The following is a 16,402-nucleotide window of genomic DNA, read 5'->3' as shown; positions in this document are numbered from 1 at the left end:
TCATCCGATCAACCGGATCGAAGAACTGCTGCCCTGGGCCGTCGCTGCAGAGTTGGCGACCCTCGACGCGCCAACTCCATAACTCCCTCCTGCATCACAATCTGGCTTCGCCTACCGCCGTCAAGGACGGCAATGGCCGGACGCTTACGCGTAGCCCAAGAATTGGGCGACTTCTGTGCCGCGGTTTCTGTTTGATAAACCATCCAGGGCCACAAGACACAATGAACACACTTACGCTAATAAGTCATCCACTGTGCCCATTCGTCCAGCGCGCCGCAATCGTGCTTCTTGAGAAGGGCGTCGAATTCGATCGGATAAACGTCGATCTGTCAGCCAAGCCAGACTGGTTCTTGGCACTTTCGCCGACAGGCAAGGTGCCGGTACTCAAGGTGCGACAGGCCAACGTGGAGGACGCGATCTTGTTCGAAAGCGTGGTCATTTGCGAGTACCTTGACGAAACGCAGGGCGGCGCGGCGATGTACCCCGCTGACGCGCTGTCTCGCGCCCGACACCGGGCGTGGATCGAGTTTGCCACCCAGACCTTCGCCGAAGCTTGGCAGTTCCTCCACGCTCGCGACTCTGGGACTGCCGATGCTAAGCGCACCGCATTTCGCGAACGGCTCGGCAAGCTGGAGTCAGAAATGGGCATGGGGCCGTTTTTCGCGGGCGCGGCCTTTGGCATGGTCGATGCGGTTTACGCCCCGCTCTTCCGCTACTTCGGAATCATCGACGGGACGGTCGCGCATCAGATCTTCGACGGTCTTCCGCGCATTTCAGCTTGGCGCACCGCGCTTGCGGCGCGTCCCAGCGTGAGGGATGTCGTGGTCGAAGACTATGCCGATCGTTTCCAGACGCATCTCCGTCAGCAAGGAGCGCTCATCGCTGCAGCCTAACCGTAGCGAGTGCCGAACTGACATGTAGGAAATGTTCTATCACGCCGAACAGTAATCTTTCTTCATCATAGTCCGGCGTTAGCGGGCTGGCAGCCAATGATCGACGAAACGCGACATATCCAATCCGTCGAGCGGGCGCTGAAGTTGCTACCGGCGCTAAACACAATCTTTCGCCGCTCCAAGCGCCCGGTTGGTGGGGAAAAGCTGGCGCATGGACGAGACCTACATGCTGGTGCGCGGCCAAGTGCTTGTGAGCGGAAACCGGACTTTCAGAACATAGCTTCCAAGACAATTGTCCAGGCTAAGCCATTGCACGATTTTGTCTCTCGTCTGCGCGTAGCTCGCCGCTTAGCCAATCGATCAACCGCTTGGTCTCGGAACGCTCCGTTAGGTGCGAGGCCACCCAAATCGTGAGTCTGTTGGGCCCAGCAACGAAGCCGAACGGCGCAACCAAAGTGCCGCTGTTCAGGTCGTCCTGAACCAGCATGCGCGGTACGTTGGCGATGCCCAATCCGCATCGAGCTGCCTGGATCAGTAGATAAAAGTGCGGAAAGCCCTCATCTAAAATCAGTTCTCCCATCTCCGGGGCATAACATTCCTTCCATTCCAACCAAGCACGTTCACGAGTGTGTGAATAGATTAGCCGGGCCCGCTGCAAGTCTGTAGTCGTGCGTAGCTCGAGTGTCCTTAGATATTCGGGTGAGCATACAGGGCCTACCCATTCACTGCAGATATCTGTGCGGATGACATCCCGCGGCGGTTCCTGCGACGACAAGCGAATGGCTACGCTTACCTTGTCGCGCGTGAAGTCGAGGGGCCCGGACGTCATGTGGTACTGCAGGAGCACGTCAGGATTCTTCTGTTGGAAGCTGGACAGTCTGGCCTGGTGCGGACCCGCATGCCAGGTGGTGTGGCAGGGGCGCGGCTAGCCGCCGCCCCCTATGCCGATCAAGAACCTAGAGACGAGTTCATAGGCGGTACTGTTTACCGCGCTCACGTGCTTGGGCACATGCCGGTTAGCTATCGTTTGCGCGCGATTGGTGAGATGTAGGACCGACCGCGCGCGCTGCGAAAGAGGCGGCCGAGCGCGGCGTCGCCGCTATCGTTGGCAGCGTCACGGCAATGGTGCCAAATGTCTTCCGAGATGAAGGCCCGGAGTTCAACCGCAGCCGCGAGATAAACAAGCGTTTCTTCCGCATCACCTCTGATGAGTGCCCGGCGCAATAGCGTGATGGCCACATCGCGGTCATGGTGGCTGACCAGAGGCTCGAACGGCGCCGCTTCAACCATGGCCTCCCGGATCCGGTGCATTAGGCTCTGGCCCATACTTGTCTCCTTTTATCGCTTCCCCGCTCTGCTGCGGGTAACTCCGGAGTATCGGCATCCGACCCTCCTACTGCAATTGCGTAATAATCAGCAAATGATGCGGTTTTCGCATGCACTGCAGGTATCACTCATGAGACGCAACATTCCCAGCACTATTGCGCTGACGGTTTTCGAGGCAGCAGCCCGGCAAGGCAGCTTTGCCCGCGCTGCGAACGAAGTCTGTCTAACCGAAAGCGCAGTTAGCAGGCAAATCGCGACGTTGGAGACTTTTCTCGGCGTGAAGCTCTTTACGCGCGTTCGCAAACAAGTGGTCCTTAACGATGCGGGCCGCCTTTATCTTAAGAATATTGCGCGGAACCTATCTGACATCGAGGCACACACATCGGCACTGATGTCTCACAAGGGCGTCGGCGGGGTTCTGGAACTCGCGGTTATTCCTACCTTCGCCAATAGGTGGCTGCTCCCTCGGCTGCGAGACTTCAAGGAACGGCATCCTGACATCATCCTGAATCTGTCCGAGCGGCCCCTTCCCTTCCGCTTCGACGATACGAACTTTGACGCAGCCCTTAACTTCGATCACCCATCTTGGACCAATGTGGTGAAGGTGGACTTATTTGCCGAGGAGTTGGTCCCAATTCTTAGCCCCCGATACTTCGACGTGGAGTCGTTGTCGACTCCTTCGAATCTGACGGCGCTCCCACTGCTGCATAAGTCCACAAGGCCGGAGGCGTGGAAGCACTGGTTTGAATTGGCCGGAGTAGCCGACTTCACGCCTGTTCCGGGCATGCATTTCGAGCTTTATGGCATGGTGATTGAAGCTGCTCGGGCCGGCTTAGGCGCTGGGCTAGTACCGCGCTTTTATGTGCAGGACGAGATTGCACGCAACGACTTGGTGGTGGCGTTCGACCTGACGCTCAAGCATGAGAAGCGCTACTGTCTTGTCTATCCCGAACGCAAGAAGGACTCGGAACTGGTCAAGGTGTTCCGGGACTGGGTTGTTGGCATTGAGGCGGAATTCAGTGCGAGACTAAAGTAACTCCTTTGTGTGCCGCATAAGGCACGTATTGGCCAGATACTTGCGTCGAACGCACGAGTAGTGGAGAAAAACTCGTTTTACGCCCTAGTGGGTCGTCCGGAAAATAACTAGCTCAATAATGCAGAGCGAGTTCAAGATGTTTCTTTCGACGATACCAATGGCGGCGCGGGACCCTATCCTTGGGCTGAACGAGCAGTTTTCCCAAGATCCTCGCAATGACAAGGTCAATCTCGCCGTTGGCGTCTACTACGACGACTCCGGCAAGATACCCCTTCTCGATTGCGTTGCGGAAGCGGAGGCATCGCTCGTTGCATCTCGCCTTGCCCGAGGTTACCAGCCAATCGACGGGCCGACCGCATTCCAGGATGCTGTGCTTCCCGTCGTGTTTGGGCCAATGGCCAACCTCTCGGATGCGCGCCGAATCGCGACGGTACAAACCGTGGGAGGTACCAGCGCATTGCGGCTGGCGGCAGACTTCCTCAGACAATGGGGGGGTGCTGATCGCGCGATGGTTAGCGACCCCACCTGGGACAATCATCGCGGCGTCCTTGGTGGCGCCGGACTCTATGTGGGTACATATCGCTATCTTTCCGCCGGCGCCAAGACGCCGGACCTGGACGGCATGATTGCAGATCTCTCGTCGGCTGCTCCAGGCACCGTCGTGGTGCTCCACGCCTGCTGCCACAACCCTACCGGATATGATCTACCGGCAGAAGCGTGGTCGGCAGTCATGGAGACGATTGCGCGCCGACAGCTGATTCCCTTGTTGGACATTGCGTATCAGGGTTTTGGCGATGGGCTCGAAGATGATGCGGCCGTTGTCCGGACCTTCCTTTCGTCGGGTCTGCCCTTCCTGGTTGCCACTTCGTTCTCAAAGAACTTCTCGCTGTATGGCGAGCGCGTTGGCGCCTTGTCAGTCGTCTGCCCCGACACGGAGGCTGCCGCACGCGTTCGCTCCCAGCTTAAGGCCCTGATCCGCACAAACTATTCCAACCCTCCCTCGCACGGCGGTCGCCTCGTAACGACCGTACTGTCAACGCCCGCACTGCGAGAGCATTGGCAGGCCGAGTTAGAGTCAATCCGACTTCGCATCCTTCGAGTCCGCCAACAACTGGCCACGGCTCTTCAGTCGTACGGCATCGACAAGGATTTTTCATTCATCACGCGACAGAAGGGCATGTTCAGCTATTCACGGCTCGACGCGGTGCAGATGCAGCGTCTACGTGAGGATCACGGGATCTATGGCGTAGACACCGGGCGTATCTGTGTGGCGGCTCTGAACAGCCGCAACCTCGAACACGTTGCCAAAGCGATGGCCTGCGCCTTCCAGGCGCAGGCAGCCGCGTTGAGTTCGTGACAAAACCTCATCTTCTCTGGAGTTCTTCTCGTTTGTCAGCAAGTAGCGCTGCGACCAGAATTACATACAGGAAGCGACAAGTCGCTGACCATCCTACCAATCACAGGGGACACTTCCATGCAATACCAGCTCTTCATCAATAACGAATTCGTCGATCCCGAACTGGGCGAATGGTTCGATTCTCTGGACCCGTACAACGGTGAGCCGTGGGCACAGATCCCGCGCGGCACCCGTGAGGACGTGGACCGTGCAGCGCAGGCTGCGCATGCCGCGCTGAATGGTCCATGGTCAAAGCTCTCCCCGACGGCGCGGGGTATGCTGCTCTACAAGCTAGCCGGGCTGATCGAAGAGAACCTCGATCTTCTTACCGAAGTCGAGGCGCGTGACAACGGCAAACTGCGCACCGAGGTTCGGGGTCAAGTCGGCTATGTGGCCAAGTACTTTTACTATTACGCCGGCATGGCCGACAAGATTCACGGCTCCGTTGTGCCGATGGACAAGCCGAAGGTCTTCAACTACACGCGGCAAGAGCCTATCGGCGTAATCGGTACCATTACGCCTTGGAATTCTTCCCTACTGCTGTCCGCATGGAAAGTGGCACCCGCGCTGTGCGCAGGCAACACCATCGTGGCCAAGCCGTCAGAGCACACGTCCGTTTCCCTGCTGGAGCTTGCAAAGCTCTTCGTTAAGGCTGGGTTCCCCCCGGGGGTGTTCAATGTCATCACCGGTTTTGGCAAAGACGTTGGCGAGCCGCTGGTCGAGCACCCGCTCGTTCCAATGATCGCCTTTACGGGCGGTGACGAAGGCGGCCGCCGCGTCAACAGGGCTGCCGCCAAGCACTTCAAAAAGGTGACTCTGGAACTCGGAGGCAAGTCCCCCAATATCGTTTTCGAGGATGCCGACCTGACCAATGCCGCCAACGGCGTCATTACGGGCATCTTCTCCGCCGGCGGTCAAACTTGCATGGCCGGCTCGCGCCTGCTGCTGCAGGAGAGCATCCACGACGAGTTTGTTGAGCGCCTGATCTCCATTACGAGCAAGGCCAAGCTGGGAGATCCATCGCGCTCCGATGTCCAAGTGGGCCCTGTGGCGACCCGCCCCCAGTTCGAGAAGGTCGTCGACTACATTCGCATCGCAAAGGAGGAAGGTGCGACGTGCGCATTCGGTGGCAATGTACCCACCGGACCTGAATATGGCGCATGCCAGTTTGTGGAGCCCACCATCTTCACGAACGTAACGAACAACATGCGAATTGCGCAGGAAGAGGTGTTCGGTCCCGTGCTGTCGGTGCTCAAGTTCAAGGACGAAGATGACGCACTGCGTATTGCCAACGATATCCGCTTTGGCTTGGCAGCCGGGGTATGGACGAAGAGCCTGCACCGCACGATGTACATGTCTGAACGACTGCACGCCGGCACAGTTTGGATCAACAACTATCGTTCTACCAGCTTCACGACGCCATTTGGCGGGTACAAAGACAGCGGCCTGGGTCGGGAAGGCGGAATCGAAGCGGTAAAGGAATTCCTGGAGACCAAGAGCGTCTGGATCTCCACGGACCTGGAAATGCCGGACCCGTTCATTCGCAAGTACTGAACCCCTTCGAGAGGAGACATATCATGAGCACTGCAAACAGTGCCGCGCGCTTCGATGTAGTGGTAATCGGCTGCGGCATCTCCGGACTCTCTGCCGCTGTGGCTGCAGCCAGCCAAGGCGTAAGCGTGGCGGTTCTCGAACGTGCCACGTGCGAAGAATTCGGCGGCAACACACGTTGGACAGAAGCTTACTTCCGCATGAAGAGCGATTCGGAAGTCAGCGACGATTTCGATGAGTTGCTCAGCGCCAATGCAGGTGACAATCTTGATCCTAACGTGATTCGAAGCATGGCCGCGCCGTACGAAGACTGGCCCCCGTACGTCAAGGCCCACGGCATGCCGGATCCGGAACTGCTCTCGACGTTGTCATGCGAGGCGGGACCCACTGTGCAGTGGCTGCAGTCCTTTGGCATTCGCTTCGACGCGCTGCCAACGTACTTTGTCACTGCTGCTGCACCGCGATTAATGCCGGTCGGTGGAGGGCTTGCCATGATCGAAGCCCTGCACGCGCACGCTTCCGATCTTGGCGTGAAATTTTTCTACGAAACCACGGCCACACGACTGGCGCGACGCGATACGAGTGGCGATCTTCGTTTGAGCCTTGTCGATGCGCAAGGGGATGCGTTTGAGCTGCTCGGCCGCAACGTAGTCATCGCCTCGGGCGGCTTTGAGGGCAATCAAGAGATGCTGACCCAGTATCTCGGCCATGCAGCCAGATACGTCCGACCGGTGGCGCGGGGCGGGTACCACAACAAGGGCGAGGGCATTCGGATGGCGTTGGACCTCGGCGCGGCGCCGGCCGGGGACTTTAGCTCCTTTCATGCCGAGCCCCTCGACCCTCGATCAGCTCAAGTCGAGGCGCTGGTCATGAATTTCCCCTACGGGATCCTTGTCAACAAGCTTGGTCAGCGCTTTACCGACGAAGCGCCGGGCCCCGTCGACGTGCACTATGACCATATATCGCGAGCCTTCAAGGACCAGCCCGACGGTCTTGCCTACGTAATCTTCGATGAACGAATCAATGACGTGCCAAATTGGAAGAAGGGCATACGCACCGATCAACCGCCGTTGCGAGGGGAGACAATCGCCGAGCTGGCCGCCAAGTGCGGCATCCCACCAGATGCCCTTGAGCGAACCGTCCAGTCGTATAACAGCGCCTGCCAAGCTGGCGAGTTTCGTCCCCTCGAGGTCGACAACCTCAGCACCGTCGGCATTGTGCCGCCCAAGTCAAACTGGGCACGCCCGATTGACACCGGCCCGTACTTCGCCTACCCGATCATGCCTGGCATCTGCTTTACGTTCGGCGGAATCAAGGTCAATCGCAATGCACAAGTCGTAGACTCTGATGGCAAGGCGATTCCAGGGCTTTATGCCGCTGGGGAAGCGTCGGGACTCTACTACCAAGTTTACACCGGCGCCACTTCCGTGATGCGCGGCGCCGTGTTTGGCAAGCTCGCCGGCGAACATGCGGCCGCACAGTCGAAAAAGCGTTGATATCGATGTGGTCCCTACAGCCGTTTTAGGACGGCTGCTCCCAAAACACAAGCTACTAAAAGTAGCGAGAGACAATCATGAAATTCGGAACTCAGATTCCACGGCTCACCGGAGTCGTGCGGGCAGGCACGCGTGTAGCCATGGCAGCCCTTGCCTTCGTTGCGACCCTTAGTGCCTCGCAGCCGGCCCTTTCCCAACCTGGCTGGACTCCTAACAAGCCCATCCGTCTGGTGGTCCCCTATGCGCCTGGTGGCGGGACCGATGTCCTGACCCGGTTAGTAGTTTCCGGCATCGGAAACAACCTCGGGCAGGCAATTGTGGTCGAGAACCGGCCCGGCGCGAACGGCGTCATTGGTGCCAACGTGGTCTATGGATTGCCGGCAGACGGCTACACGCTTCTGTTTGCTGCAGCTGACTTCATCTCCGTGGCACCGCACATTCACAAGAAGGTGGTGCAATTCCAGCCCAACGGCTTCCGTCCCGTTGCCCCCGTGGCAAAGATGGGATTCGTCTTGGCGAGCAGGCCAGACGCTGACACAAAGACTGTGCAGGATGTTGTCGCGAAAGCCAAGAAAGGCTCCCTCTCTTATGGGCACTGGGGACCGGGCAGCATGGCGCAGATGGGCATGGAGCTTCTGAAAACAAAAGCTCAAATTGACAACATGCTCGAAGTGCCCTTTGGAGGCGCGGCGCCCGTCATGACCGCGGTCATGGGAGGCCAAGTCGATTACGCGTTTATCCCGACGCCACTGGCAGTTGCCAACAAGACCAAACTGCGACTGTACGCACTTAGTTCTCCGGAGAGGTTTCCGTCGATCAAAGACGTCCCAACTCTGACGGAAAGTGGCTATGCCATCGATGCCGATACTTGGTTCGGCATACTGGCGCCGCCGAACACGCCGCAAGCGGTTGTGGATGCGATTCAAGCTCAAGTCGCCCGGGCCACCAGCCAACCCGAGTTCCGAGCGCGAATGGCGGACATGGGTTATACACCGATCACCATCGACCCCAAAAAGTTTGGCGAATTTGTTCAAGCCGAGAACCAACGTTGGGGAGCCGCCGTCAAGGCCGCTCGCATTCGCGTGGAAGAGTAAGTGTTGCAGATCGCTATTCTGCGAATGGTGCACACTAATACTGCGAACGTGGCTGCCGGGGCCGCGGGTGCGGCTCGATCGCAGCCACCAGAATGATCGCTAGGTAGACGCGCCGACCGAGGAACCGCACCGAACCTGGCGTCGTGCGTTTACGGCAGCCGGCGCAGCATAGGCTCAGGTGCGTGCCGCAATCCGGGCGCGCCGCCGGCGGGCAACCCCGCGGCTTGCGGGGATAGTCCGCTCAGTGCAGTGGATGGCCACAATGGTAGCAGCCAATCTGATGGACGGCTTGCATCAGGTCTTCGTCGATCTGGCGCAACAGGGTAAAGAACGCTGGCGTTTGTAGCAAGGCGTGGCACACTGGCGCAGTCGTGTTGGACATCGCGTGCGAACCGACGTACATGATGACCGCCGTCGCGATAGTGCGCGGCGGCCTCGGCGTGACGATCCTTCCAAGGTTCTGCACCTGAAGTGCGCGCAAGCTTCACCGATAAGCTCAGCGTGTTGTCCGCCGAACTGGGAACGACGGCGATATTCGACGGTGTCGGCGGCGACTTGCCAACCAGGATTGCGCCGGGTCTGCCGATGAATTCGACGATCTATATCTACGGCTTTCTGGGCGGCGCCGTGCCGGTTTCCGTTCAGTCCGGGCTCTTCATGATGAATCTGACCTTGAGACGATTCAGCAATTTCGAGAGCCGGACGGTGATCGCTACAACTGCACTGCTTTCTTGATGGCTGGGAAGACGTGCGCCCCCCCCAAAAGGCTTCGCCCCGCCCAGCGAAGCCAGTTAAGTCCGTCGATCCGGTGCTCCAGGCCATCATGAAGCCGCAAAAGCGCTTCCCCAAGATGTCTCCGACGAATCCTGCGCCGAAGGTGCCGCTCAAGATTGGCATCTTCAAGGATCTCGTCCCGCGCGTGCAAAAACTTGGCCTCGCGGGGTCGGTGTTGCGCGATGCGATCCGGACCTGGTACCGCGGCACTCGCTACTGGACCGGCGGTGGTACCCCGCAAGTGGATCTGGCGGGTCAGGAGGCGGGACACGTTTTACTGGCCGATGCTAACCGGGTGCAGGGACAACAAGCCCAACGTGCGGCGCGTTATCGCAGCCCGCGATGGCGCCGAAACCCAACTGATTTGTACTTTGGGGGTGCGCGTGCGTGCATCTGCGCGGGTGAAGTGCCCCGACGAAGCGCCATCCGGCATCACATCCCTGCGCTCCACGACTTGAATCAATGGCTCCCCGTTGAGCTGCCTGCCGCAGCCACCACTGCAGACACAGTCGCGCGCCCTGGACTTCCTGCTCCAGGCCTTGCCGTACGCGCCTCACGTGCACATGGAGGCTGGAGCTCGGAAGTTGCCCCCGCCCGGAAACATGTCGCCCAAATAGATCCGCACCATTTGGTATGACATCGCGCCGGCGTACCGACACTGGAACCAGCGCCACTGGGGATGTGGAAACAGCACGGAGAGGAAGCCGGTGACCTTAGAGCAAACCCACATGACGCAGGACGAGGTTCAGTTGGACTCCGGTGCCGGCACTCCCACGGAACATTCACGTTCGTGAAGGAATCCATTTTCCCGATGCCGGCCGGCGCGGGTTCGGTTAGCTCTGTCGGTCCGGCGGACGGCCAAGACGACGTTCGCCACGCGAGTGGGTAGGGTTTCGGCACCACTCTCGCCGCTTTGCACAGCGAACACGATGAGCAGCGGGAATTCACGCAGGCGCATCAGTGAATGGAATGGTTATCCTGCTGATGCGAAAGGCCCTTCCGTTCGGCTCTCAAACCGCGACGCGTCTTTTGCAGGTAGCCTGTGCAGCGAGCCCATGTTTAAAGTCGGGGATGAATCGCGGCGATTAATTGCATTTTAACAACCAAGGGATGTTCGCCAAGGTTAGTCACCATAGTGAAAGAGCGCTCGATTACCTTGTGTTCAAGCAACCGATCACGGTTCTTCGAAAAGACCCGTCGTGGGTTCGAGTCCCATCAGCCACCCCAAGAATTTGCTCAACAAAACAGCTCCAATGATGCGCTGAAGGACCTTAACGGGCTGTTTAGCACCATCTATGCCGACAGCGGACGTGCCTCGATCGCGCTGGAGAAGTCGCTGTACGCACTGTGTTGCAAGTGCTCTACTCGGTGCGCAGCGAGCGCATGTTGATGGAGCAAATGCGCTACGACACGCTGTTTCGTTGGTTCGTTGGTTCGTTGGCCTGGCGATGGAAGACGAAGTGTGGAACCACTGCTTTTGGCTTCGCTAAAATCCGAAAACGAAGGGATAAGTGCCACCGCAGTACGATCGTCAGCCAGATCTCAGTCGATTTCCAGTGACACTTTCAGTTTGTTCGACGAGGCATCGCCTACATGGCGCAGATCTTCTCCCGCAACGGTTGCGCGTCGCGCGTGAAATGACGTAGCGTCGCGGACGGATTCCAGTCGTCGCCATCGATGCTGTAGCTCTGGTCGAACGGTTTGGCATTGCCGGTCTGCGCGTACAGTGGCGTGGTGTACGGTGCCACCACCATCAGGTGCAAGGTCCCGTCCGGGCCGAACGCCAGCCCTTCGGCTTCGGTACGGTCGGGTTCATCGTAGGCCAGCAACTCCATCACGCTGCCGCTGACCGTGTCGATCTTGTAGATGCGCTTGCGCTTCAGCCCGTTGACCGTGTCCTTGGTATCGGCGGACGCGTACAGCATGCCTTTGTAGACCTTGGCTCCCTGCACTCGCTTCCCGTTGAATGAGAGTTGCAGCGGCACCGATCGGATCAGCTTGAAGGTGGCCAGGTCGAACACATTGAGGTTATTGGCCGCCGCCGTGCTCCACGTCACCGTGTAGAACTGTTTGCGAGGCGCATCCACAGCCACCCAGGGCACGCCATCGGCGTGCTCGGCAAGCGGCAGCGCGTAATTCTCACCGGTGTACTGCAAGGTCTTTGCGTCGAACACGGCGATATAGGACTGCTGCGACGAATCGTCCTCGTCTTCGATCGGCGCGTAGAGCTTACCGTCGGCGATATCGATGTCGCCGATATGCCCATGTGCGGCCCCCCCGGGAAAGCGCCGTATCCCGCCTGGATATCGGCCGGCAGCGCCAGCGGTCGGTTGAGCACCGGCGCATAGCCGGCATCGGTCCGCTGCAGGCCGTAGCGCCAGGAAAACACCGGCGTGCCGCCGTCGAACGCCAGGCCCTGGCTTTTCAGCGTGGCCGGGATCCTGGCCACCTGGTCATCGGTAAGGTAAGAAAAACCGGTCAGTGTCTTGGCGTCCAGCGCTAGCTGATTCAGCACACGGTCCAGGTATTGCTGCAGCACCGACATGTCATTGACGAACGACGTGCGTTGCGCGGCGGCTTCCGTCCAGGTCTCCTGGTCCAGCGCGTTGTTCACGGCGCGCAGCGCCGCGACGACCGGCAAACTGCGGCCAACCAGCCTGGTCTCCAGCGCCAGCAGATCGGCTTCCGACAACGCCGCCAGCTTGACGCCGGGGGCCGATGCAATGAGCGGCGGGATAGTAATGCCGTTGGTGGGGTCCTGGTCGGCATCGAGAGTGAGCAGCAAGCTGGCCAGCTTGCCCAGTGCCGGCGTGCTCTGGCAGTCGCGCTCGGGCTGCAGATCGAACAGCGTGATGACAGGCTTGGGTGCGATCGCCGCCAGTTCGATGCCAGCCACTTCCAGCGTCAACGTGCTGGTGCTGTCGACGGAAAAGGTGCCAGCATCGGTCTGGACCTGCACGCCGTTGGCCTTCACCGTCAACCCGTTCAGGCCGGGCCAGCCGGCCAGCTTGACCTGCGTGATCGCCGCAGCGGGCGCCGTGGCCGGGGGCAGCCCCGGACTGCTCGCAGAGGGTGCCGCGGCGTTGTCCGTGCCATCGCCGCCGCAAGCGGCGAGCGATGCAACGACGGCGGCCAGCAACGGGATGGAGTAGTGGCGGGTAGCCGGCTGTGGGAGACGACGAATCTTCATGGCTCTAGAGTGGTGGTACGGCGATTGAAAGCGCGAGCGGGGCCCTGCGGGAGGGATCGAGCGGTGATTGCCGCCCGTCGAAGCCCTGCATTGTTGACCCGCAGTGTGGCTCCCTCATGACACTATGTCATCATGCCCAATCATGCAGACATGCAATCGCCCGCCTCGGCCAGGAGCGCTCACATCGGCAATACCATGCCGATCCTCGCCACATTCAGCATCGCTAATTTCGCCGGATTTGCATCAAGGAGTGGACGCACTACCACGGGCAATCTTGGCCGGATATCCTCTTCGTGCTCAGACGTGGCGCTCCATACCGATGAACCTTCGCCCGGTGCTCACGCACGCCCTCGTGCTACTGCCAATGCAGATGTCCAGCACAAGCGTAGACCAAAGGAAAGTTGTCACTGTTTCCGAAGTAATGTTGTCGATCTGCAAGACAGCGGCAGATCGGTCCGACGCAACATCAATGAAATCAAAGACTTACATCATGCACAGTAAAGTTGTCACCACCTGAGGTTCGCGAAGGTGTCAATCAGGTGCGCGACGCGACTGCGCAGCCCTAAAACTCCGGGCCCCCGACCATCTGGTGACCGCGATCGGCGACCTAAAACGGAATCGAAAATCCTGACCGCCTTACTGCAGCGGCTGTGATCGCGGTATGCGCTCAAGCCAGTGTCCGTGACTACCCAAGGCTCCTGCATCCCAGGCCATGCTCAAAGTAAGCCCGCGCCAACGCTTGGCGGTGCTCCGGCTTCATACGTCGATCACTGCCGGGTCGCCATAGCACCTGCCGAACATAGCGTACGTGGCAATGCGCGCAACGGTATGGCGCCTCAAGCAGTTGCACGTTTACGCGAAACGGCGTCTCATACCCGCACCGTGGACATGCCGACTCCATTGGGCAACGATGCGCAGGAGTGACAGTAGCGGAACACTTCGCAATAGCGTCGCTGGTCGCCGGCCTCATTGCCTTCAGCATGGTGGCGAAGGTCGCACTGGCTGCCTGAGTACCACTGACTGCCAAGTACAAATACACAACAGCACACACAAATCAATCGGTACCCCCTTCCCCGAGGAGACACTCTTGAACACCATCAAACTTGGCACTGTGGCCATTGCCTTTCTGTCGGCAGTCAGCGTGCCAGCACTTTCTCAACCGGCGACCGTGGCCATGCCCGTCCCTGACGAAGCCTCGATTCCCAAGGGGCCGATGGGCGATGCCATCAAGCGCGGCAAGGCGCTGCTGACGGACACTCACAAGCAACTTCCCGGCAACGTCGGCAATGGCCTGAATTGCACAAGCTGTCACCTCAATGCCGGGACAACAGCCTATGCGTCGCCCTGGGTAGGCCTCACCGCCGTCTTTCCGGAATACCGCTCCCGCAGCGCCAAGGTCAACTCCCTTCAGGAGCGCATTAACGACTGCTTCCAGCGCTCGATGAACGGCAAGCCGCTTCCATTCGACTCGGCTGAGATGAATGCCATCCTGTCCTATATGAAGTGGCTGTCCACCGGGGTCTCGACTGGCGCGAACGTGACTGGCAGAGGATTCGAGAAAATAGATACCTCGTTGGTGCCGGACCGCGTGCATGGCAAGGCGGTGTACGCAGCGCAATGTGCCTCATGCCACGGGGCGGAAGGCCAAGGTACCAAAAACCCGCAAGGCGGCTACATCTTCCCGCCAGTCTGGGGCAAGGATTCGTTCAACGTCGGTGCTGGCATGGCACGCATGTACACGGCAGCCGCCTTCGTCAAACACAATATGCCGCTCGGCCAAGGCGGAACGCTGTCGGCGCAGGACGCCGTGGATGTCGCTGCGTACTTCACCCAGCAGCCGCGACCGGATTATGCGGCCAGGGTAAAAGACTGGCCCAAAGGCGACAGGCCGAAAGATGCTCGCTAACGCGCGAAGACGTGTCTCAGCGCCACAAATTCACAAGTGATTGCGCTACATCATTGTGCTGCGCCCCGCAGCCCGTAAAGTTATCGAGTTAGTGTTTGCCTCAAAAGCCCGTGATGCTGGAAAGTTGCCGCAATCCAGCGTCCTCATCCACATGATCTTCTTCCCGATAAGGAGCCTGCCATGCAAGCGAACGTTGGAACCGTTGACCGGACACTACGGATTGTCGTTGGGCTAGTCCTGATTGGACTAGCTGCGACAGGACGGGTCGGCGCATGGGGTTGGATTGGCATGCTTCCGCTCTTGACAGGCCTGGTGCGCGTCTGCCCCGCCTACAGCGTCCTGGGCGTGAAAACATGTTCGTCTCCCGACACCAAGACCAAGTAAGCGAAGCTAATGCACTATTAGAAGGAGATAGCATGAGTCACATTCCAGAATACAACGAGCTCACCAAAGAGGTCGCAACCGAGATGCGCGCCTTGCGGCAGACACAACCGGATTTGATGGCAGCGTTCAGTCAACTAGCAACCGCTGGCACCAAGGAGGGGGCGCTGAGCAAGAAGACGAGAGAGTTGGTGGCGTTAGGTATATCGGTCGCATGCCGCTGCGATGATTGCATCGGCTTTCACGTCCAGACGCTTGTTAAGTTGGGGACAACGCGAGCCGAATTGGAGGAAGTGCTGGGCACCGCAGTGTATATGGGAGGCGGGCCTTCGATGATGTACGCCACGCATGCCTTGAAGGCATTTGAGGATTTCTCGGTCTAAGCGAAGCGTTCGCTGCGAATAATGTGGACGCTTCCCCCCACTCGACGGCGCGCGAACGGAGAACAGCTTTTTGGCTGATGCCAACGGAGACACCGTCCTCACAACCATTTTGCCAAGCACGATAGTGTGCGACAACGCGGTTCTCATCATTTACCACTCGGATAGCAAGAGGCGCTGAAAATTGGTAAGGGCACGTTTAAAAATTTGCCGCAGATGTGTTCAACGTTCGGATGTGGAAAAAAGAACATCGAGAGCGGCAAGCATGGCGGCCAAGCCGAAACGATACCCGGGCGATCTGACAGACGTGGAGTGGGCGGCAATGGAAGGCCTGCTGCCCAAGCCCGCCCAGCGGGGCGGCGCATCAGGTAAAAGCTACCAAGGTCGGCATACTGGAACKGGCCCGGCAACTGGGCAACGTSAGCCAGGCCTGTCGCGTCATGGGTTATTCGCGCGATAGCTTCTACCGCTTCAAAGARTTGTACGAGCGAGGCGGCGAAGCCGCGTTGCAGGAGATTTCGCGACGCCGGCCACTGCTCAAGAATCGCGTCGATCCCGAGGTCGAAACTGCCGTGGTAGCCCTGGCGCTCGAATTGCCCGCTTATGGCCAGATCCGCATTGCCAACGAGGTCCTCAAGCGCCATGCCCTGCACGTGTCGCCGCAGGGCGTGCGCAGCATCTGGCTGCGTCACGATCTGGAGACCATGMGCAAGCGCCTGAAGGCGCTGGAAGCCAARTCCGCGCAGGAAGGGCTGGTCCTGACCGAGTTGCAACTGGCCGCGCTGGAGCGCGCCAAGCTGGAAAAGGAAACCCACGGGGAATTCGAATCCGAGTGCCCCGGCTATTGCGGAGCCCAGGACACCTTCTATGTCGGCACGCTCAAAGGCGTGGGCCGCGTCTACCAGCAGACCTTCGTCGACACCTACTCGAAGGTGGCCTTTGCCAAGCTCTACGATCGCAAGACCCCGTTGCCAGCCGC

16 protein-coding genes and 3 pseudogenes are annotated in these 16,402 nt (G+C 59.2%); 15 read left to right on the top strand and 4 right to left on the bottom strand.

The features are described 5' to 3' along the window. Window positions 1-221 precede the first annotated feature (221 nt). Together AC1DQR_RS38990 and AC1DQR_RS38985 are read left to right on the top strand one after the other, a co-directional pair. Entirely contained in the window at window positions 222-893 is a 672-nt protein-coding gene (locus AC1DQR_RS38990) for a glutathione S-transferase family protein (protein ID WP_416047224.1), read from the top strand. A gap of 135 nt (window positions 894-1,028) precedes the next feature. Then, window positions 1,029-1,137: pseudogene (locus AC1DQR_RS38985) on the top strand (IS6 family transposase); the annotation flags it as partial. Window positions 1,138-1,194: 57 nt separating this feature from the next. Here AC1DQR_RS38985 and AC1DQR_RS38980 read toward each other — a convergent pair. Together AC1DQR_RS38980 and AC1DQR_RS38975 are read right to left on the bottom strand one after the other, a co-directional pair. Then, complete coding sequence (locus AC1DQR_RS38980) at window positions 1,195-1,770, bottom strand: LysR substrate-binding domain-containing protein (protein WP_477135015.1); 576 nt, start codon at window positions 1,768-1,770, stop codon at window positions 1,195-1,197. 143 nt (window positions 1,771-1,913) lie between these two features. Further along, window positions 1,914-2,219 carry a hypothetical protein gene (locus tag AC1DQR_RS38975; RefSeq protein ID WP_477135013.1) on the bottom strand — a complete coding sequence of 102 codons (306 nt, stop codon included), beginning with the start codon at window positions 2,217-2,219 and terminating at the stop codon, window positions 1,914-1,916. Between the two features lie 130 nt (window positions 2,220-2,349). Between AC1DQR_RS38975 and AC1DQR_RS38970 the strand changes: the two genes are divergently transcribed. The 8 genes and pseudogenes from AC1DQR_RS38970 to AC1DQR_RS38935 all read left to right on the top strand — a co-directional run. Further along, window positions 2,350-3,255: a LysR family transcriptional regulator gene (locus AC1DQR_RS38970; protein ID WP_477135012.1), complete on the top strand. Its 906-nt coding sequence runs from the start codon at window positions 2,350-2,352 to the stop codon at window positions 3,253-3,255. Window positions 3,256-3,391: 136 nt separating this feature from the next. Then, a complete protein-coding gene (locus AC1DQR_RS38965; protein ID WP_477135011.1) occupies window positions 3,392-4,612 on the top strand; it encodes an amino acid aminotransferase in 1,221 nt (406 codons plus the stop codon). A gap of 117 nt (window positions 4,613-4,729) precedes the next feature. Beyond that, complete coding sequence (locus tag AC1DQR_RS38960) at window positions 4,730-6,205, top strand: aldehyde dehydrogenase (RefSeq protein WP_477135010.1); 1,476 nt, start codon at window positions 4,730-4,732, stop codon at window positions 6,203-6,205. Window positions 6,206-6,228: 23 nt separating this feature from the next. Next, a complete protein-coding gene (locus AC1DQR_RS38955; protein WP_477135009.1) occupies window positions 6,229-7,698 on the top strand; it encodes an FAD-dependent oxidoreductase in 1,470 nt (489 codons plus the stop codon). Window positions 7,699-7,775: 77 nt separating this feature from the next. After that, entirely contained in the window at window positions 7,776-8,792 is a 1,017-nt protein-coding gene (locus AC1DQR_RS38950) for a Bug family tripartite tricarboxylate transporter substrate binding protein (protein WP_477135008.1), read from the top strand. 471 nt (window positions 8,793-9,263) lie between these two features. Then, window positions 9,264-9,527, top strand: a complete 264-nt coding sequence (locus AC1DQR_RS38945; protein ID WP_477135007.1) for a hypothetical protein — start codon at window positions 9,264-9,266, stop codon at window positions 9,525-9,527. A 13-nt stretch (window positions 9,528-9,540) separates the two neighbouring features. Beyond that, on the top strand, window positions 9,541-10,203 hold the full coding sequence (locus AC1DQR_RS38940) for a ProQ/FinO family protein (RefSeq protein ID WP_477135006.1): 663 nt from the start codon (window positions 9,541-9,543) through the stop codon (window positions 10,201-10,203). 615 nt (window positions 10,204-10,818) lie between these two features. Then, window positions 10,819-11,038 (top strand): annotated as a pseudogene (locus tag AC1DQR_RS38935) (transposase); the annotation flags it as partial. Window positions 11,039-11,155: 117 nt separating this feature from the next. Here AC1DQR_RS38935 and AC1DQR_RS38930 read toward each other — a convergent pair. Both AC1DQR_RS38930 and AC1DQR_RS38925 read right to left on the bottom strand, forming a co-directional pair. Then, the gene (locus tag AC1DQR_RS38930) at window positions 11,156-11,623 is read right to left on the bottom strand and encodes a hypothetical protein (RefSeq protein WP_477135005.1); all 468 of its coding nucleotides are present in this window, start codon (window positions 11,621-11,623) and stop codon (window positions 11,156-11,158) included. After that, window positions 11,620-12,756 (bottom strand): hypothetical protein, encoded by a 1,137-nt coding sequence (locus tag AC1DQR_RS38925; RefSeq protein ID WP_477135004.1) that lies wholly within the window; start codon window positions 12,754-12,756, stop codon window positions 11,620-11,622. The genes AC1DQR_RS38930 and AC1DQR_RS38925 overlap by 4 nt, the downstream gene beginning before the upstream one ends. Window positions 12,757-13,843: 1,087 nt before the next feature. Here AC1DQR_RS38925 and AC1DQR_RS38920 point away from each other — a divergent pair. From AC1DQR_RS38920 to AC1DQR_RS38900, 5 genes and pseudogenes are all read left to right on the top strand, one after another. Beyond that, window positions 13,844-14,662 (top strand): c-type cytochrome, encoded by an 819-nt coding sequence (locus AC1DQR_RS38920; protein ID WP_477135003.1) that lies wholly within the window; start codon window positions 13,844-13,846, stop codon window positions 14,660-14,662. A 180-nt stretch (window positions 14,663-14,842) separates the two neighbouring features. Next, the gene (locus tag AC1DQR_RS38915) at window positions 14,843-15,046 is read left to right on the top strand and encodes a YgaP family membrane protein (RefSeq protein ID WP_416046724.1); all 204 of its coding nucleotides are present in this window, start codon (window positions 14,843-14,845) and stop codon (window positions 15,044-15,046) included. Window positions 15,047-15,078: 32 nt separating this feature from the next. Beyond that, window positions 15,079-15,426, top strand: a complete 348-nt coding sequence (locus tag AC1DQR_RS38910; protein WP_416046725.1) for a carboxymuconolactone decarboxylase family protein — start codon at window positions 15,079-15,081, stop codon at window positions 15,424-15,426. Window positions 15,427-15,656: 230 nt separating this feature from the next. After that, window positions 15,657-15,781 (top strand): annotated as a pseudogene (locus AC1DQR_RS38905) (transposase); the annotation flags it as partial. Window positions 15,782-15,812: 31 nt separating this feature from the next. After that, window positions 15,813-16,402: helix-turn-helix domain-containing protein (locus tag AC1DQR_RS38900; protein WP_477135014.1), on the top strand; the 590-nt coding region annotated here is incomplete at its 3' end.

The organism is Cupriavidus sp. 05L411 (genome assembly GCF_056398045.1).
This window is presented reverse-complemented; position numbering and strand designations above follow the sequence as displayed.